Consider the following 18,892-nt stretch of genomic DNA (forward strand, 5'->3'; position numbering starts at 1 on the left):
AAAATCGCCTAGAACGGTGCAAAATTATCATGTACCGCGGTTGGTATCGTCCAGCGTTGATGCGCATTTATAGGCTCTAATGACGAATTGTGGTGTGGTATTTGTCCACGATCGCCATACAACCACAATACCAAGTTTGAACGTTCACCACTTGTTATCGGCAGTGCCGCATGGGCAACGTTTCCTCGATGAATCATAGCGACACCGGGTGTGAATGTCGTTTCGTTCATCTTACCCGTAGCAGGATCATAAAAGTTAAGTTCTGACCCTGAAAACTCTTCATCTGGCATATTTATATTAATGTTGAGCGTGACAGAAGACGCATCAGTATGCAGGCGTAAAGAGGTATCTTTGTTCGCTTGATACTGAATCGAGAACCCAAAAGTTTGCGTATCGTAACCCATGATTTCAGGGAACAATAAGCGAGCGATAGGGCGCATGTAACTGTCGAGTAAATCTCGGTAAAACGCTTGGAAACTTGGCGCGGCTAAATAACCTTCAGATCGGCTGTCTAACATTGCTCCACCACGGTTAAGCACTATGCCGTATGGTGGGCGCAGCGGGATTTGAGCGTTAGAGACCGCTTCCAAGTAATCACGCAACTCAGCGAGACGTTCAGCATCAAAGAACTGAAACTTAAACACCCCAGGAGAGATCTCTTCGAGTAAGTCTTTTACCGCGATTTCTTTCTCTGGATCTTGCCAAGCTTCTCTAACAGCTTCACGCAGGCGGGCATCTAACAGCGAATCGTCGAAACCCAATTGACTGCCTTCCGCGCTTGCTTCCCATTCTTTCCAAGCCTCGCTGAACAAGCCCTTATTGTTGTCCCAAAACTGTTGTACAGAAGGAGCTCGTTGAAGCATCGCTTCTCGTGTTGGTAAATCGATGGCACGTGCGCGCTCTAGTTGATTAGATAACATAATGTGTTCGCTCCTTTTGTTTGCTTGCAACCAATCTATTACACCAAGGTTTGTAGATAAACGGGCCGCTGGGCAAAACAGAATTAACGTTTTCTATATAATCAGCGTGAAGGAGGGGTTACTTTAAGAAGCTTTCAGTCCTTGCTTAGGCGAGGTCATTTGAACGCAAGTTTAACTTAGCGAGTTGCGATGTCGTGGGCGTATCAGTGATAAAACAGCGTATGGATGAGATACCCACACGCCGTTTTCAAGTATCAGTAGTGATTTTAGACACAACTGATGGGGTGACATTCTATCTATGATCAATATTGATCTTCGAAAAGCTAACCGAGAATACTTGACCAGCAAACTCTCTTGAAGGCTTTATTTGGGCGTAAAGACCGGCTTTAAAGTAGTACTCTTCCTTTAACCATGCTTTTGACAACGTAACCTTGTTACCATCACGATCTTCTGTTTCGATGCCCCAAGGTAAGAAGCGCTCTGATAATTCGTCATTAATGAGTGTTGAAAGGTAAATACCTTGCTCATCGAGGCGAATCGTGTAATCCCAATCTAGGTTTGCAGGTGCGACTCCTAGGTTGACACTGAATGGCTGACAGTCGCTACACATTTTGTTTCCTGGTAGAAATGAATCGTTCAGAACAACACGTACCGGCTTATTTTCACCATCCCACTGCAATTTCACTAGCGCCTGTTTAATGTCTTTACCATGAATTTGGCCGAGAACGACTTTTGGGTCACTGCCTGTCACGTCTTTATTCGGGAACTGATCAACGCTCACTGTCGCTTTAAGTTCATGTGTCCCTGTTACCGCCCAGTTTTGGTCTTTAGTGCTGCATCGATTTTCGGTATTGAACTTATACAATTCACGAAGTTCCGAACGAGCGTATTTTGTGTTTGCTGTAGTTGAAACTTGACCACCAAGATCAACGGTGAATTTAAGACGTTCTTCGCCATTAACAGACTCACGATAGAACCAAGGAAGATGAGTGTCGTTGGTTAAGTACTCTTTACCATTACATTCTTGGGGAATGAGCTCGGCTGCGCTGCTACGGCCATTGTTGTAGTAATCGTCACCACTGACTGGAAGGGTGATTTTCCATTGCTCGATGTTCCAATTGCAATCTGTGCATGTTTTAAGCTCTGCTTGTTCGCTTTTAGCATTAGCTTCACAGCCAGCGAGTAATAATCCACTAGAGATAAACGCAGCAACTTTGAGGTATTTTAAAGGTTGTTGATAGTTGAACATAAAAATAATTTGTAATACAAAAGGTGAGCAAACTTTATCGATAAATCATGAGGTTTTCATTGGCTAAAGAGCGGTTTTACATTTTGTTGACAGAGCTTTGAGCTACCGATCCCAAAAACACATCTCAATACAATTTTTCTAGTTATGGAGCTAGAGCTAGAGTCAATGAGGTTGGTTTTCGTATACGGCTTAGTAATGATTCTCTGAACGATCATGCAAATCCTTTTGCATGTTCGATGGGGAAGCGTAATTTAGAAATCGTAGTTGAGGTTCATTGAGCTGTAGATTTCGGCGTTACTTTGGTCTGATGCGACAGTGGTGTTGTAGATGTATTCGGTATCAAAAGTCAGAGCTAAATTGCCCATCAATATGTTCTTTAGATAGCCTTTGAGGTTGTAATTGGTGTTCTCTTCACCGTAAGCCATGTTAGCCGTTGCCCCCATAGAAAACGTTTCTGTGATCGTCAGAGAGCCATCAACACTGGCATTCACGATCAGTTCATAGTTCTCTTTGTTCGGGAACTCTTCATCGGAGGATTGCCGTTGACTGATTCGGTAACCCGGACCAGCAGAGCCTTGAAGTTTGATTCTTTCAGTATCATAAAAGTGGCGACCCAATCCTGTAGCCGTTATAAATTGCTTACGATAAGTACCAAAGTGGTCGTGTTCAAAACGTGTTGTCGCGACCAAATAGGTGACTTCGTTCAAGTCATAGCTGATGCCATAGTTGGTGGTATAGCGATTGGTGCCGTCTTCATCGTTTTCAGCATCGGTATAGTAGGTATCAAACTGAACTCGTTGGCCCCAGTTCTCTTTTTTGTATCCAACAGAGATTCCAGAGTTGATCGACAAAGATGAGCTGGTGTTTTGTGAGTAGATAAACCCGAGTTTGGTCAGGGTTGTAAAAGGGGATGCTTGAGCTTCTTCTTGTAAGTCAGAACCTTCGCTTAATACGATGTCGCCCTCGAGTTCTACTTCTTCAACTTCTTCGGCAAATACGGGCATAGAGATAGCGATTAGAACTAAAGGTAGCTTTATTAAGGATCGTGTGTATGAAACTGTGTTGGTTAATGGGCGCGTTGTTTGTGAGATAGCGTGTGTCGACATAATGGTTTGGTATATAAGGTGATTGAACACGATGAACGCAAGGTTAGTCGTGAAGAGTCGTCAATGATTGAATCGAAAATGCGAGTGAGTTACGACGCAATAGGCAAAGGCGAAAAGATCGTTTTTATCGCTGAGAACCCATTACCTCGATGAGGATTAAAATCTTCAATGTGGACAAAGAATTCAAGTGTCTCAGAGGGTTTATCGTCTTCGATTAATAAGAACTCGAGTAGTCCTTGTTCTACATGGCATGAAACGATGGTTTCGCTCGATTGATCTGCTGAAATCTGTTCAACGTTGACCAAGACGCTCGTCTCGGGTAAGACATTGAAAGCATCTTGCGCACATTTAAGAATACAGCTGCACACGTACTCACGATATAAGGTATTGCTTTCATAAAGAGACATCGTTTCAAGCTTTACTTCGCCTTGGCACAATACCTTTTTTTCTTTAGGGATCACGTTGTGCTTATTAACCTGAATGTTGATTTCTAACAGGTGACCATTCTTATAGGTATTGAAGTTATGGTTAATCAGTTTGGTGTCGACCACCGCTACGTTCATCAGGTTTTGCTGAGCTTTAGAAAGGGCAGACAACTTTGCTTGGCTATCGTTATTCAAAACGCCTTTCGATAACTGATTGCTTTTTACCCAGTAGCTGTAGTTCTGAACCCAATGTACAAATTCCGTTTTATATTGCTCTATGTCTTTTTCTGCTGCTCGCTCGACATTGCTTGTGAGGGTGTGAAACTTAGACTTGTTATCCAACAGAATATCTAGCCAGTATGGTTTGTATTCATCAAGCGCTTCTATGGCTTTGACTTTATGATCGAATCGAACTGTTGGCATTACTGGTGCAGGTTCTATCGCAATCGACTCCCAATTCATTTTTGGGGTCGGAATGGTATGCACGGATTGGATTAAGTGCAGGTGCTGGTTGAACAAGGTCACTTCACTTACAGCGTCCTCAAGTTGTTTGGTATTCATCTACATTCCTGTCGACTGTTGTTCTTGTCATTTAGCGCTTAGTTTATGTTCAAAGTGCGCGAACAGTATTTAAATGAACGTGAATGATCTTTCGTGAGGTTGCTTGATATTGGTTTAGGAATATTTTGGGGAGAAAGTTAGGTTTATGATTGAGATAACAGCACAGAAACACAGAGAACAAGGCGCTCTCTGTGTTGGTCATCTACTGTTATAGAAACTTGCTGATGAGTATTATCTCTGGCGTCTTGCGACCAAAGTAAATCTGTAATCGTTAGATGTGAAGTAGTTACGGCTGTACTCGAACACCGTGTTATTGGCGAGGTAACCTCGAGTACGTTTTTCAATGATAGGCTGAGTTGGGTCAATCCCTAACTGTTTAGCAACGTCTTCAGGCGGAAGAATCGGCACCAGTTCTTGCTCACTTCTATCAATCACCATGCCTTTGGTGTTCTCAATAAAGTCGTACTTTGATGTCTGCATCACTTGATAGGTGAGATCTGGGAATAGGGCAACAGGTAACCAAGTTTCTTCAACCGTGATTGGATTGTTGTCTATGAAGCGAACACGCTTTACGTAGAAAACTAATTCGCCTTCTTTAATATCTAGATGTTCAGACATCGCCAAAGAACAGGGCTTCATTTCAAAGGCTAGAACATCACTGTGTGTAACCACATCCAAATGCGCCCACTTTTCTTGAAAGCTCGACTGTTTGTAAATGTCGTAATTGATTTTGTTCTCTTTGACATAAGTGCCGCTGCCTTGAACGCTTTCGAGTTCATCATTTTCGATCAGGAGCTTGAGCGCTTGTCTAACCGTTACACGGCTTACAGAAAAAACTTCACGCAGTTGCGCTTCTGTTGGGAGTGCTTCTCCAACCTTATACTCACCAGAACTGATCTTTTCTCTTATTGCATCTGCGATTTGGCGATACATCGGGAGTCTTGCCATTTTTGCCTCGTTTGTGCGCTAGAACAACTAGACTTTGATTAACAACCTGTACCTTAAATACGTAAATTTGCTCTATATAAGCCTTGTTTTAAAGGTTAGTGTGAGCGTCGTATCGGCGTTTTGTAGTACATATAATACAAATTAAACGATACATAACAAGCTTTCTTAAAGGATTTACCAATACGATTTAAATACAAATTAAATACAAATATGTATTGGTGAGATCGTGATCACGGATTAAATGTCTTGAAGTTGTATTATCACTATCGTCGGCAGGGACGACTGTCGTACTAATCCGTGACTATGGGACAAAGGTTATGAAACTTACTACTCTAACGAATAAGTCGCTCGTAAATCTGCAAACTACGTTTAGCAGTCGAGAAGAAGCGATTTACGCACTTGCTGACCAACTGGATCAGCAAGGCAAACTGCATAACAAGCAAGAGTACCTTGATGCAGTATTTGCTCGTGAAGAGCAAGGCCCGACAGCGCTTGGCGAAGGCTTAGCAGTACCGCATGGTAAGGCTGACGCGGTTAAAGAAGCTGGCTTCGCTGTAGCAACGCTTAAAGAAGACATGAAATGGAAAGGCTTGGATGAAGACGAAGATGTAAATCTTATCTTCCTAATTGCGATTCCAAATGCAGAAGCGGGTTCTACCCACATGCATCTGCTTACTGCATTGACAACTACATTGGTTGATGACGATGTTCGCGAAGCTGTATTAAAAGCGACAACCGCTGAAGAAATCTTTGCGCTTCTTGATGGCGACAATCAACAAGAAGAAAAACAAGACAAATTAGATACAAATGCGCCAACAATTGTATGTGTTACTGCTTGCCCAGCAGGCATTGCTCACACCTATATGGCGGCTGAGTACCTAGAAAAAGCGGGAAAAAAGCTTGGCTACAAGGTTCATGTTGAAAAGCAGGGCGCAAACGGTATTGAAGATCGCTTAACTGCGGAACAACTTAACAATGCTGTGGCGTGTGTTTTTGCTGCTGAAGTTGCGATTAAAGAATCTGAGCGCTTTAACGGCATTCCTCGTGTTGAAACACCAGTTGCAGAACCGATTAAACACGGTGAGCGCATTCTTAATGAAGCGATTGAAGAGTCGAAAAAAGGTAATGGTGCAGAACGCACAGTGGCTACTGACAACAAGCCTAAAAAGTTGCCACTGAAAACTGAGCTTAAACAAGCACTGCTTTCTGGTATTTCTTACGCAGTTCCTCTGATCGTTGCTGGTGGTACTGTTCTTGCGGTTGCTGTTCTTATCGCACAAATTTTTGACCTGCAAGATCTTTACGCAACAAAAGATTCTTGGCTATGGATGTATCGCAAACTAGGTGGCGGCCTACTGGGTACATTGATGGTGCCAGTACTGGCGGCTTACACAGCTTATTCACTAGCAGACAAGCCCGCACTTGGCCCTGGTTTTGCCGCAGGTATTGCAGCAAACATCATTGGCTCTGGTTTCCTAGGCGGTGTTGTTGGTGGTTTGATTGCTGGTTATGTGATGCGTTGGGTAAAAGAGCATGTTCGCTTAGGTCCTGCGTTTAACGGATTCCTTACTTTCTACCTTTACCCTGTGATTGGTACTTTGGTAGCGGGTAGCTTGATGCTATTTGTTATCGGTAAACCGGTAGCGTTCCTAAACCAAGGTCTAACGGATTGGTTGAACGGTATGTCAGGCACCAATGCGCTGTTATTGGGTGCGATTCTTGGTCTGTTTGTGTCATTCGATTTAGGTGGTCCGGTAAACAAAGCCGCTTACGCATTCTGTTTAGGTGCGATGGCGAACGGTGTTTATGGCCCTTACGCAATCTTTGGTTCAGTAAAAATGGTATCGGCGTTCACTGTAACGGCTTCAACCATGATTGCTCCACGCCTATTCAAAGACTTTGAGATTGAAACCGGTAAATCGACATGGCTACTTGGCCTTGCGGGTATTACCGAAGGTGCAATCCCAATGGCGATTGAAGATCCAATCCGTGTAATCGGCTCATTCTTACTAGGATCAGTGGTTACAGGTGCGATGGTTGGCGCGGCAGGTATTGGTCTATCGACTCCGGGTGCAGGTATCTTCTCTATCTTCTTGTTACACGATTCAGGTTTGGGCGCATTCTCTGCTGCTGCAATCTGGTTTGGTGCTGCGATTGTCGGCACAGTGATTTCAACTGTTACTCTTCTGATGTGGCGTGGTCACGCTGTAAAAAAGGGTAAGTTTGAAGCAAGTACTGCAACACAGAACTAACTGAATTTTGAGCTAGCTTCTAGCTCGCAATTAAAACACCGTATAAAAAATAACGAACAACTTGGCTGTCCTAAATGCCTGTGCTCCTAACGGTTTTATTCACACAGATTCTGGGCGTGGTTTTCTGCACCCTAAATTTAGTGGCAGCCAATTTTAACCCCTTGAAAAACTTTAATTTAGTCGTATTTGGGTTCGAACTTTAGTTTTACTCGAAGCGACACATTTAGGTAAATGATTATGACTACATCACGCGTACACATTACTCCTCACATGCACTGGGATCGTGAATGGTATTTCACAACAGAAGAGTCTCGTATTCTTCTTGTGAACAACATGGAAGAAATCATGAACCGTCTGGAGAGCGATCCAGAATACAAATATTACGTTCTAGATGGTCAAACCGCCGTTCTAGAAGATTACTTTGCAATCAAACCAGAAAACACAGAGCGCGTAAAAGCATTGGTTGAAGCGGGCAAGTTAATTATTGGCCCTTGGTATTCTCAAACCGACACAATGCAAGTTTCTGGTGAGTCAATTGTACGTAACATGATGTATGGTATTCGTGACTGCATGAAGTTTGGCGATGCAATGAAGATTGGTTACCTACCAGATTCATTCAGCATGAGCTCACAGCTGCCAATGATCTACAACGGCTTCGACATCACGCGTGCAATGTTCTGGCGTGGTTGTTCAGAGCGTCATGGCACAAACAAAACAGAATTCTTATGGCAGTCTAATGACGGCAGTGAAGTGGTGGCACAAGTGCTTCCGCTAGGTTACGCGATTGGTAAATACCTTCCACAAGACGAAGAAGGCTTGCGTGCTCGTTTAGATAAGTACTTCCCAGTGCTAGAAAAGCCATCGGTGACTAAAGATATCTTGCTACCGAACGGTCACGATCAAATGCCGATTCAAAAAGATATCTTTGAAGTAATGGACAAGCTTCGCGAAATCTACCCAGATCGCGAGTTCTCAATGAGTCGCTTTGAAGAAGTATTCGAGAAAGTAGAAGCAGCGCGCGACCAACTCGACACAATCAAAGGCGAATTCAACGACGGTAAATACATGCGTGTTCACCGCACGATTTCGTCAACACGTATGGACATCAAACTGATCCATGCGGAAATCGAAAACAAGATTGTAAACATCCTAGAACCTCTAGCGTCTATCGCTTGGACATTAGGTTTCGAATATCACCACGGTTTGATTGAGAAAATGTGGAAAGAGAGCATGAAGAACCATGCTCATGACTCTATTGGTTGCTGTTGTTCAGACAAGGTACACGCTGAAATCCTAAACCGTTACATCCTTGCGGACGACATGGCGACAAACCTAATCCACTTCTACAAACGTAAAATCGTTGACCATATGCCGGATCGCGAAGGTTGCGACAAACTGGCGATGTTTAACCTTTCTCCGTATGAGCGTGAAGAAGTGGTGAACACAACCATCACTATCCGTGCTCAAGAATTTTCTATCTTTGATGAAAACGAAAACCCAGTTGAATACTTCATCCAAGACAAGCGCCAAATCGACCCAGGTAAAGTAGACCGTCAAATCGTTCACTACGGCAACTACGACCCTTTCATGGAGTTTGATATTCAAATCAAACGCACTGTGCCAGCGATGGGTTTCACCACGTTACACATCCAAGGTAATGAGAAGGGCGCAGTTAAAGTCGCAGAGCAGAAAGACTACTTGCTAGAGAACGAATACTACCGAATTAATGTAAACGACAACGGTACTCTGACTATTTTCGATAAAGAGACAGAGCAAGTATTCGACCAAGCACTTCGTTTAGAAGATGGTTCTGATGACGGCGATGAGTACGATTACTCTCCATCTCGTCAAGAGTGGCTGTTGTACTCTGATGAATTCCCGGTAGAAACATCAATTGACCACCAAGGTTTCCAATCGGTAGCAAACATCGCTTTCCGCATGAACGTGCCAGCAAACCTTACAGAGCGTGAAGAACGCACGGGTCAAAATGGATTCGTTGAAGCGCAATGCCAAGTGGTATTGAAGCAAGGTTCTCGCCGCATCGAAGTCCGTATGGAATTGGACAACCAAGCCGACGACCACCGTGTACGTGTATTAGTACCTACGCCATTTATTTCTGAAACTGTAGTAGCAGATAACCAGTTCGGTTGTATTACTCGACCAACCAATGACCCTGCAATGGCGGTTTGGGAAGAAGAGAAGTGGAAAGAAGCACCGGTTCCTGTGTATCAGTTAATGAACTTTGCTGCGCTAGAAAACGGCAAAGCGGGTATGGCTATTATGTCGAATGGTCTGCGTGAATTTGAAGTGATTGCATCTAAAGGTGACGAAAATAGAGATACCTTCGCACTGACACTATTCCGTGGTATTGGCGTGTTGGGTAAAGAAGAGCTATTGCTTCGTCCGGGGCGTCCTTCTGGTATCAAGATCCCGACCCCAGATTCACAAGTGCGCGGCAAGTTAGTGTGTGAATTCACACTGTGTGGCTTCTCGGGTAACCACATTGACGCGAACATCATGGCGCAAGCACGTGACAATGTCACTCAAATCGAATGCTACAACAAGATCCCTTACAACGCGATGAAGCTGAATGTGGGCGAACAAAACCTACCAATGAGCTTCAGCTTGCTATCGAAGCAACAAGCGGGTGCGGTATTAAGTGTGCTTAAGAAAGCTGAAGACGAAGATGCGTTGATCATGCGTGTCTACAACCCAGCAGAAAGTGGTTCAGTATCGGACTCAATCTCTTTCACTCAAGCGGTTTCAAGCTGGAAAGAGACAAGTATGGACGAGCGCGTTCGTGAAGGTGATGTAGCAATTGAAACCTTTGGTGACTTGTCTTTTGGCGAATTATCTTTTGGTGAATTGGCATCTTGCCAAGCGAAAACATTCCAAATCAAATTCTAATTTCAATGACCCGCTCACCTTAGTGGGCGGGAATGGTGAACGACAATGAAAATTGTAATTGCCCCCGATTCATTTAAAGAATCACTCGACGCCCATCAAGTAGCGTCTTGTATTGAGCGCGGATTTGCTGACGTTTTCCCTCACGCAGAGTTTGTGAAAATGCCACTCGCCGATGGTGGAGAAGGCACCGTAGATGTGTTGTTAGCGGCGCTCAATGGCAAGAAGCAGCAGTTGCTAACGACGGATCCAATCGGACGGGATTGCTCGGCTTACTGGGCATCTTTAGAACAGACAGTTGATGGCGACAACGTAAAAACTGCTTTGGTGGAATTTGCTCAAGCATCGGGTTTAGACCGATTAACAGTAGAAGAAAGAGCACCGCTAATCGCATCTTCGTTTGGTACCGGGTTATTGATCAAAGATGCATTAGATCAAGGTGTTGAACAAATCATCATTGGTCTGGGCGGCAGCGCAACTAATGACGCGGGTGCTGGCATCTTACAAGCGTTGGGAGGCAAGTTATTCGACAAAAAAGGCAACGAGCTATCTGGTGGCGGCGCCGAGTTAAGCCAGTTAGCAAGCATCGATCTTGATGGACTGCACCCTAGATGCAAAGAAGTGACGTTCGTGGTCGCATGTGATGTGAATAATCCACTGTGTGGCGAAAGCGGAGCAAGTGCCGTGTTTGGTCCACAAAAAGGGGCTTCACAAGCTCAAGTTGAACAACTTGATACTGCGATCGATCACTTTGCCGATATCGCTCAAACACATACAGGTACTAATCACCGCGACACCGCTGGTTTTGGTGCGGCTGGCGGTACACCTTTGGGGTTAAGTCTGGCATTCAATATCCAAATTAAAGCGGGTATTGAGATGGTACTAGATGCTTTGGATGCAGATAAGGTTCTTGAAGGTGCTTCACTGGTCTTGACCGGAGAGGGACAGATGGACAACCAAACCCTGCAAGGTAAAACACCTTTTGGTATAGCTCAGCGCGCTCAAAAACTGAATATTCCAACCATTGGTATTGCAGGCTCTTTGGGTAAAGAGGTTGAAAAGCTTTACGGCTCAATGTCTAGCTTGTTTGGAACCGTACGTTCTCCTCAGTCTTTGTCTCAAGTGCTTGGTGAATCGGAACAAAACCTGATTCGTACCTCTCGAAACGTCGCAGCGACTCTGCAATTAGGCCAACAAATTTTATCTACTCCAACGCCCATGCAAAGTAAAGGCGATCAGTTAGCAATAAAAGACAACAGTGAGAATTACTATGCAAACTAATCTATTCAAGCTTGATAACGTTATTCAAAACTATGTTTGGGGCAGCCAAGTGGCGATGAATGATCTGTTTGGTATCGAAAATCCAAACAACGAGCCACAAGCTGAAATTTGGATGGGTGCTCACCCAAATGGTTGCTCAAAAATTGCTGAGAATGGCGAATTGCTTTCTGATTTGATCAAGAAAGATCCTATCTCAGTGTTGGGTGATTACACCGTTCAGCGCTTTGGTAATCTTCCTTACTTGTTCAAAGTTTTGGCAGCAGATAAAGCACTGTCGGTACAGGTTCACCCTCGTAGAGATAAAGCACAGATTGGCTTCTCAAAAGAGAATGACTTAGGTATTGAATTAGGTGCTTCGAACCGAAACTACCGCGACGACAACCATAAGCCAGAGTTGGTTTACGCGCTGACTTTCTACAAAGCGATGAACGGATTCAGACCTGTTGCAGAAATTATTTCTTTATTTGAACAGGCGAACATTGTAACGCTTAACGAAGATCTAGACGCGCTTAAAGCTCTCCCAACATCCCAAGGTTTGAAACAGTTCTTTACTGTGGTGATGAGCCTTTCTGGAGAAAAGAAAACAACCGCGTTAAACGAGCTAAAAATCGCAATGGAACAACGTCCACGCACAGCAAAAGCACGTGAAGCCTTTGATCTGATTAAGAGCTTCGTTGACGAATATTCAGATGACATCGGCTTGTTCTCACCATTGATTCTTAACGTGATCGAGTTAGAGCCGGGTGAGGCGATGTTCTTGCATGCTGAGACGCCACACGCGTATGTACAAGGCACTGGCTTAGAGATCATGGCGAACTCAGATAACGTACTTCGCGCGGGTTTAACACCTAAGCACATGGATGTGGTTGAGCTGATTGATAACACCAAATTTGAGTCTATCAATCATGAAGACTTACGTTTGGCGCCGACTAAAATGGACGGTAAGTTAGGTTACGCAATCCCAGTCGACGACTTTGGTTTTGAAGTACTTGAGTGTGTTGAAGGAGAAAGCCGTTCGCAGTTTGTTCGAAGTGCAGAAATCTTATTCTGCATGACAGGTGAAGTATCAATTATGTGCGGAGAGAAAGCCGTGAAATTGAAAGCCGGTGAGTCTGCGTTCGTTTGCCACAGCGCAACCAGTTACCAATATCAAGGGAGCGGCACATTGGCTCGTGCGTTTAATTAGTCCCCCCGACATTAGCGCATTAATGTAACGCTTTATTGGTAAATCTCAGAGTTTATGTTCTCTGATTTGCCCATAGGTTCTCTGACCTATGGGCTTTTTTGTTGCTAGTTAAAATCGAGTAATGATTTTAGCTTAGGGGTGGTACGCAGCTACTTTGAAAAGCCTACTTTTACCCAGATCATACGGTGGTCAGATGAAACATCTTTACCGTTACCATAATCACCAATTCGTGAGTCATTGAATAACTGACGTCCTTCTTCATATGAAGCTGACCAATAAACACCAGATTCAATAATACTTAATGTGGCTGATGGAAGAGCGTAATCAACCGCAAGTCCAAATGTTGAAGTGATACGGTTTGGTTGTGGGTGAGATGACGATTTATCCACGGCATGTTCAGCTGCACCATAACTGGTCGGGTATAAATGACCATTGGTGACTTCTTGATTAACCAGTGCATCGTTGTGCAAGTCTTGCATTACAGAACTAATACCGTCTCCATCTACTGGGTCGAGGTTTTGATCACCCATCATGACAAAGTGCTTGCCTTGTTCTAGGCCACCCGTTTTTCCAGAATCATCATAGATGAACGATTTATTTTGAATGTATTGGTGCCAGAAGTCGACTTCTGCTGCGTTTTGCTCAATGTTCTTACCCACATCAAAAGCCGGAGGAGTAGGGTGAGACATCAGCAAGTGAACGGTTTCTGTCCCGTTTTTAGTTGGAATTAGGATCGGTGCATCAACGTGGTTTTTTGATGATAGACGAACTTCTTCCCACTCAGCAGTTGTGTACCACTCTTCGCCACAACCCATACCGACAGGGAACTTACTAGGATCATCACACACTGTGATTGTTGGGATGGTTGAACCTTCAAGATCTTTCCATTTAAATTCTTGAAATGTACGTGTGTTTGCCGTGTCGATTTCGTATTTAGACATCAAAGCAAACGCGTATTGACCATGGTAGAAACCGAAACCCCACGCATCTCCGGGTAGTGTCCCAGGAGTACCATCATTGTCTAAATCAAAGCCAAATTCGTTCAATAAGCCGGTGTTGGTTGAGTAGCTTTCAAAGTATGGGTATGAGATTGGCTCTAGGTTAGCATCGCCGCCTGCACCTTCAATACTTTGAGCGACAGAAAGGTAGTTTTTCTGGAAGCCTTCTAGCGCCGATTTGTCGGTGCCAGTACCGTCATTGTTAAACTCAGCCATCATAAGTACGTCAGGACGATTCTTTTGAATCACGGCTGCTACATTACGGATCTGAATCACTTTGGCCGCTGTCTCTTTGTCTGCAGCACCAATCGTGTTATCCAAATAATCGGATACTAGCGTTGCCTGAACACTTGGTTCGATTTGCATTTCTGTTACAAGAGCTTCAAAGGTTGTTCGGTCAAAAGACAGGTTGTAAGTTGCGATTTTGACTTCTTCAGGTTGAACATAATCAGTGTCGCTGCTGCAACCAATTAAAAGAGCTGAAGAAATGGCGAAAGCGATAGATGTTTTTAACAATTTCATAAAATGGATCCGCTAATTGCATGAAAGAATTGTGGGATGCAAATGTTATGGAATGAATATCGTTCTGTAAGTGATAGTCGTCACATTGAAAGTTGATGATCGACATGGTGTTACATTGAAAGTGTGATATTTGGAACTAACCTTTGTTATTTTAATAAAGACAAAAATTTCATATATTTAATTAGAAGCGTAAATTAAAAAGCCCTCATAGTAATATGAGGGCTCTTGAGTTAGAACTAAACAACGTTGTTATTGGGGTGTTAAGCGCATTGTTTTACTAAGCATATTGCTCCACTGTCATTGCCCAATTTCTCTTTTGTTGTTCAAAATTCATTTTGATCTGCTGGTATCGAACTTTAAGTACTGAATGCTCGTACTTTTTCACGACGTCTTCACGTTTGCTTTCAAGTAGCTGCTTTTTAACTTCATAGTACTCATTCATATTTGATACAAGTGCATCGAACTCTTCCTGAAGCTTGTCTGCTATTTGTTGCTTGTCGGCACGGTGCATGATCTTTTGCTGCGTGCGTTTCAATAGCATTGATGCTTCCGCTTTTTCAATACGAGCTTGAGGCGTTTTCTTAAGTTTACTTGCTAGACCCATCAATGAAGCGCTTTTAATCAACCATTTAGTGGGATCGTATTGCCACCAGTAAATGCCGTTACGGTAGTCGTTTTCAAAGATATGATGGAAGTTATGGTAGCCTTCGCCAAAAGTAAGAACCGCTAACACACCGTTATCACGTGCTGTATTTTTATCTGTGAAAGGTTGGCTACCCCAGATATGAGCAAGCGAGTTAATAAAGAAGGTTGTGTGATGGTTAAGCACTAAGCGTACCGCACCCACGATTAACAACATGCCAATCACATCGCCGTAAATCACACCTAATGCGATAGGGACTCCAAAGTTCATGAGAAGAGCAAGTAACACGTAGTGCTTATGTTGCCACATCACGATTTTATCTTTTTTAAGGTCACGACAGTTTTCGTAATCGGTGTACATCGCAGTGTTGTAGTTACGAATCATCCAACCGATGTGTGAGTACCAAAAACCGCGCTTGGCTGAATAAGGGTCTTTGTCGTTATTGTCGACATGTTTGTGGTGCACACGGTGATCAGAAGACCAATGCAGTGCGCTATTTTGGAGAGCAAATGCACCACCCAAGGCAAATAGAAACCTGAGGCTTGAATGCGCTTCAAACGCTTTATGTGACCAGAGGCGGTGGTAACCTGTAGTGATTGACAGATTGCAGAAAGTAAAACAGATCGCTAGCCATATCCAGTGCTCCATACCATAGCCAAAAAAGTAGCCATAAATGGGAGCTGCGACAACAGCAAGCAGCATACTAAAAGAGAATACAAAAATATTGAGCCAGATTAATGGCGGCTTTTTTGTTGATGATTTGTCGGCACTATTCATTAGCAAATTTCCATTGGGCTTACATCTGTACGCTAGAATATCAGCGTACACGTGTAAGTCAATATTGAAAGTGTAAACGTGTATTAGTATGTTTTGCTTAAATATTGTATAAAGGTAGTATGAAATGTAGTAGCAAGTCAGAAATGGAAGTACTAAGGGCTAATAAATGGAAATTAAGGTAGCTGAATATAAAGATTATGAGCGGATTGCCCAATTACATGCGGATAGCTGGAAGCTATATTACCGTGGGATTCTCGCTGATGATTACTTGGAAAATGATGTTTTGGAGGACAGATCTGTTATTTGGCAGACTCGTTTGATTAATCCTCCTTTTAACCAACATGTATTATTGCTTGAAGAGGGTGGTTTACTGGTTGGTTTTGTCTGTGCGTTTGGCAATCACAACTTTGAGCGTGGTACGTTCATTGATGCTTTACATGTGGATAATGCCTATCGTGGCCGTGGTGTAGGCAAGCGCTTGTTGTCTGAACTATCTAAGTGGTTGCAACAATATTATTCGGATTCGGGACTTTATCTAGAAGTGATGTCTGAAAATCACCAAGCTATTGCTTTTTATCAAGCGATTGGTGGAAAAGAAGAACTGGAACAGGTTTGGAATGCACCATGTGGAAGTCAAGTGACCGAGAAAGTAATCTCTTGGGAATCTCCCGTAGAACTTGAGCAGAAGACAGCGAGTGCTGTGTATTCTTAGTCGCTTCTCGTTGTGAAATTGTTCCTTACTAAATAATAAAGTTCAACCAAAGCTCCTTTAAAGCTTAAGAATAAAAATAAAAGCCCCGAGCATTAGATTGTTCGGGGCTTTTTTGATTAGGGTAGATGTTTCTAATGATTGTGCGTTTAGTCGCACCAAGTGATCTGGTTTCTACCGTTTTTCTTCGAAATGTATAGCGCTTGATCGGCGTCGTTGATGAGTTGCTCAACAGACCCAAGAGCTTGAGGCGAATGTTTCACACCAATTGAGATGGTAACTTCCAATCTAAGGTCAGAGGGCGACTCTAAAAGAGAACCAACTAATGATCTGATTGAGGCTTCGGTTTCGCCTTGCACCATGATCAAGAACTCTTCACCGCCATACCTAAAACAGTTACTGCTGCTCGGTAGTCTTTGTTTAATCTCGTTAGCCAATTCTTTGATAACCATATCACCCATTTGATGTCCGTAAGTGTCGTTAATCGACTTGAAATGGTCTATATCGATCATGATTGATGTAATGGATAACTGACGGTTAATACTGGGTTCTATGACTTGATGAAGATATAGACGGTTATAACAACCTGTTAGCGCATCTCTATATGAAAGCGCTTCGTATTGGCTAGATTGTTTACGCAGTTGGATGGCTTGTTTTCGCAGTTGTTCTGATTGAATAAAGCGTTTATGTACTTCAAAATCTCGTCTTAAGCACGCCGCCGCTATAAGGATGTAGGCGGATATGTAAACAGAAATCGTTTCAATTTCATGGTTAGGTTCAGCCGCGTACAGATAAGGGGATAAACCAATAATGTAGCTTAAAAATATGAAGGTGAGCGCGGTTATACTGTAACTCGCTGACAACCTTGAGAAGGTTCCGACATAGATCATCACAATGATGATGCCACCTTGGTAATCAAAATCCCCAAGCTCAATAGCGAAACGACCAACATAAACTAGAAATAGAGCACTGATTATTAAGAAAGCCGCTTCTAATTGTTGTAACGAGCTGGGCTTGTATTTAATGCAGTGAGATGCAGTAAACCACATGGCAATAACGATTATGGCTCTTAGTAGAGCTGGGATGATACATTCAGCACCGAAGTGTATGAAATCGGTGATCATAAACGCAAAAAATATTGTGATTGGAATGTAGATGGATTTTACGTACGGCAAATAAATTTCATTATCGAAATAGGTTTTAAATCTCTGATTTTTGAACCCAGAATAAGCGCGCATTAAGAAGTTAGCCGAAATTGATACACAATAATTTGCGTAGTATGTCACAGTGTTTCAGATTGTAAACGGCAGTTTCTATTGATTCGTCAGTATGTTAGCTAGATCAAAAAAACGTAGAGCGAAAACATTCACGTTCTACCGAAATAGAACGTGAATAGCTTAGAGGCAGGAGTAAAAGTGAAGAACAGCGATTAGCGTTTGTTTTTTAAGTAACGCTTACGACGTTCTTCTTTCTTCTTAATTTGTTGTTCTGCTTTTAGCGCAGCCGCAGCTTCAACTTCGATCAGCTCTTTTGTTATCATTTCTGGCAGCTCAAGCGTTACTTTACCTAAAGTGCCGCTACGAAGTTCGTGAAGTAAGATTTCAGAACATTTATGAATATCGATATGACCCCCAGCTCGAAGTGCTCCACGCTTGCGACCAATCGCTTCCATTAATTCAATGTCAGACTCTGGTAGCTCTTCAATTTGGTAGCGTTCTTTAAGTAGGTTAGGGTACTGTTTCGCTAAGTATTCAACTGTATAAAAAGCAACTTCGTCGTATTCCATTGCTGTGTCTTTAACTGCACCAGTTGCTGCTAGGCGAAAACCACTATGTGGGTTTTCCACTTTAGGCCAAAGGATTCCAGGAGTATCAGAAAGGATTACGCCATTTTGTAGGTTGATACGTTGTTGGCGACGAGTTACTGCCGGTTGGTTACCCGTTACCGCAATTGTACGCCCAGCTAAGCAGTTGATGATGGTCGACTTACCTACATTTGGGATACCCATAATCATAGTTCGGATGTTTTTGCCCATCTGTTCACGGTGAGGTGCTAGCTTACGCACTAGCTCCATTACGTGATTTACTTCTTCTTTTACGCTAGTGGTAATTGCAATCGCTTTAACGCCTTGTTCTTTCTCAAAGTGCTCAATCCAAAGTTGAGTGAGTTCCGGATCGGCAAGGTCGCGTTTGTTTAAGACTTTGACACAAGGCTTATCGCCGCGCAGTGAAGAGATCATTGGGTTTTCGCTACTGAACGGAATACGAGCGTCCAATACTTCGATGATCACATCAACCTGTGGGATAACTTCTTCGATTTCTTTGCGGGCTTTATGCATGTGACCCGGAAACCATTGAATAGACATAGAGATAAACCTTGATAAATATATTTGCTGCACATTGTAAGGGTTC

14 protein-coding genes are annotated in these 18,892 nt (G+C 43.2%); 5 read left to right on the plus strand and 9 right to left on the minus strand.

Translation table 11 applies throughout. The annotated features are described in order from the left end of the window. Positions 1-8: 8 nt before the first annotated feature. The 5 genes from L8S15_RS19885 to L8S15_RS19905 all read right to left on the minus strand — a co-directional run bounded on the left by L8S15_RS19885 (position 9) and on the right by L8S15_RS19905 (position 5,209). A complete protein-coding gene (locus L8S15_RS19885; protein WP_010430038.1) occupies positions 9-920 on the minus strand; it encodes a 2OG-Fe(II) oxygenase in 912 nt (303 codons plus the stop codon). Between the two features lie 292 nt (positions 921-1,212). Then, positions 1,213-2,169 carry a polysaccharide lyase family 7 protein gene (locus tag L8S15_RS19890; protein ID WP_280574822.1) on the minus strand — a complete coding sequence of 319 codons (957 nt, stop codon included), beginning with the start codon at positions 2,167-2,169 and terminating at the stop codon, positions 1,213-1,215. 251 nt (positions 2,170-2,420) lie between these two features. After that, the gene (locus L8S15_RS19895) at positions 2,421-3,173 is read right to left on the minus strand and encodes a DUF481 domain-containing protein (RefSeq protein WP_010430032.1); all 753 of its coding nucleotides are present in this window, start codon (positions 3,171-3,173) and stop codon (positions 2,421-2,423) included. A gap of 191 nt (positions 3,174-3,364) precedes the next feature. Next, positions 3,365-4,261 carry a hypothetical protein gene (locus L8S15_RS19900; protein ID WP_280574824.1) on the minus strand — a complete coding sequence of 299 codons (897 nt, stop codon included), beginning with the start codon at positions 4,259-4,261 and terminating at the stop codon, positions 3,365-3,367. Positions 4,262-4,492: 231 nt separating this feature from the next. Then, positions 4,493-5,209, minus strand: a complete 717-nt coding sequence (locus L8S15_RS19905) for a GntR family transcriptional regulator (RefSeq protein ID WP_010430026.1) — start codon at positions 5,207-5,209, stop codon at positions 4,493-4,495. Between the two features lie 317 nt (positions 5,210-5,526). Here L8S15_RS19905 and mngA point away from each other — a divergent pair, with 317 nt between their 5' ends. The 4 genes from mngA (at position 5,527) to manA (ending at position 12,832) form a co-directional block, all read left to right on the plus strand. Next, positions 5,527-7,461 carry a PTS 2-O-a-mannosyl-D-glycerate transporter subunit IIABC gene (mngA, locus tag L8S15_RS19910; RefSeq protein WP_010430022.1) on the plus strand — a complete coding sequence of 645 codons (1,935 nt, stop codon included), beginning with the start codon at positions 5,527-5,529 and terminating at the stop codon, positions 7,459-7,461. Between the two features lie 237 nt (positions 7,462-7,698). After that, positions 7,699-10,368 carry a mannosylglycerate hydrolase gene (mngB, locus tag L8S15_RS19915; protein ID WP_010430019.1) on the plus strand — a complete coding sequence of 890 codons (2,670 nt, stop codon included), beginning with the start codon at positions 7,699-7,701 and terminating at the stop codon, positions 10,366-10,368. 45 nt (positions 10,369-10,413) lie between these two features. Beyond that, positions 10,414-11,646: a glycerate kinase gene (locus L8S15_RS19920; protein ID WP_010430017.1), complete on the plus strand. Its 1,233-nt coding sequence runs from the start codon at positions 10,414-10,416 to the stop codon at positions 11,644-11,646. Further along, positions 11,636-12,832 (plus strand): mannose-6-phosphate isomerase, class I, encoded by a 1,197-nt coding sequence (manA, locus tag L8S15_RS19925; protein WP_010430016.1) that lies wholly within the window; start codon positions 11,636-11,638, stop codon positions 12,830-12,832. Before L8S15_RS19920 ends, manA begins: the two co-directional genes overlap by 11 nt. Before the next feature lie 149 nt (positions 12,833-12,981). On the opposite strand, the gene L8S15_RS19930 is transcribed toward manA, so the two are convergent. Then, the gene (locus tag L8S15_RS19930; protein WP_016793379.1) at positions 12,982-14,352 is read right to left on the minus strand and encodes an endonuclease/exonuclease/phosphatase family protein; all 1,371 of its coding nucleotides are present in this window, start codon (positions 14,350-14,352) and stop codon (positions 12,982-12,984) included. Between the two features lie 277 nt (positions 14,353-14,629). Further along, on the minus strand, positions 14,630-15,772 hold the full coding sequence (locus L8S15_RS19935; RefSeq protein WP_010430014.1) for a fatty acid desaturase: 1,143 nt from the start codon (positions 15,770-15,772) through the stop codon (positions 14,630-14,632). Positions 15,773-15,938: 166 nt separating this feature from the next. Here L8S15_RS19935 and L8S15_RS19940 point away from each other — a divergent pair, with 166 nt between their 5' ends. Beyond that, the gene (locus L8S15_RS19940) at positions 15,939-16,484 is read left to right on the plus strand and encodes a GNAT family N-acetyltransferase (RefSeq protein ID WP_010430012.1); all 546 of its coding nucleotides are present in this window, start codon (positions 15,939-15,941) and stop codon (positions 16,482-16,484) included. Positions 16,485-16,630: 146 nt separating this feature from the next. On the opposite strand, the gene L8S15_RS19945 is transcribed toward L8S15_RS19940, so the two are convergent. Both L8S15_RS19945 and ylqF read right to left on the minus strand, forming a co-directional pair. Beyond that, positions 16,631-17,656: a GGDEF domain-containing protein gene (locus L8S15_RS19945; protein WP_280574834.1), complete on the minus strand. Its 1,026-nt coding sequence runs from the start codon at positions 17,654-17,656 to the stop codon at positions 16,631-16,633. Positions 17,657-17,910: 254 nt separating this feature from the next. Continuing rightward, positions 17,911-18,846, minus strand: a complete 936-nt coding sequence (gene ylqF, locus L8S15_RS19950) for a ribosome biogenesis GTPase YlqF (protein WP_010430008.1) — start codon at positions 18,844-18,846, stop codon at positions 17,911-17,913. Positions 18,847-18,892: the final 46 nt, after the last annotated feature.

This window comes from Vibrio sp. S/42/10, from assembly GCF_029890535.1.
Classification (GTDB): Bacteria; Pseudomonadota; Gammaproteobacteria; order Enterobacterales; family Vibrionaceae; genus Vibrio; species Vibrio cyclitrophicus.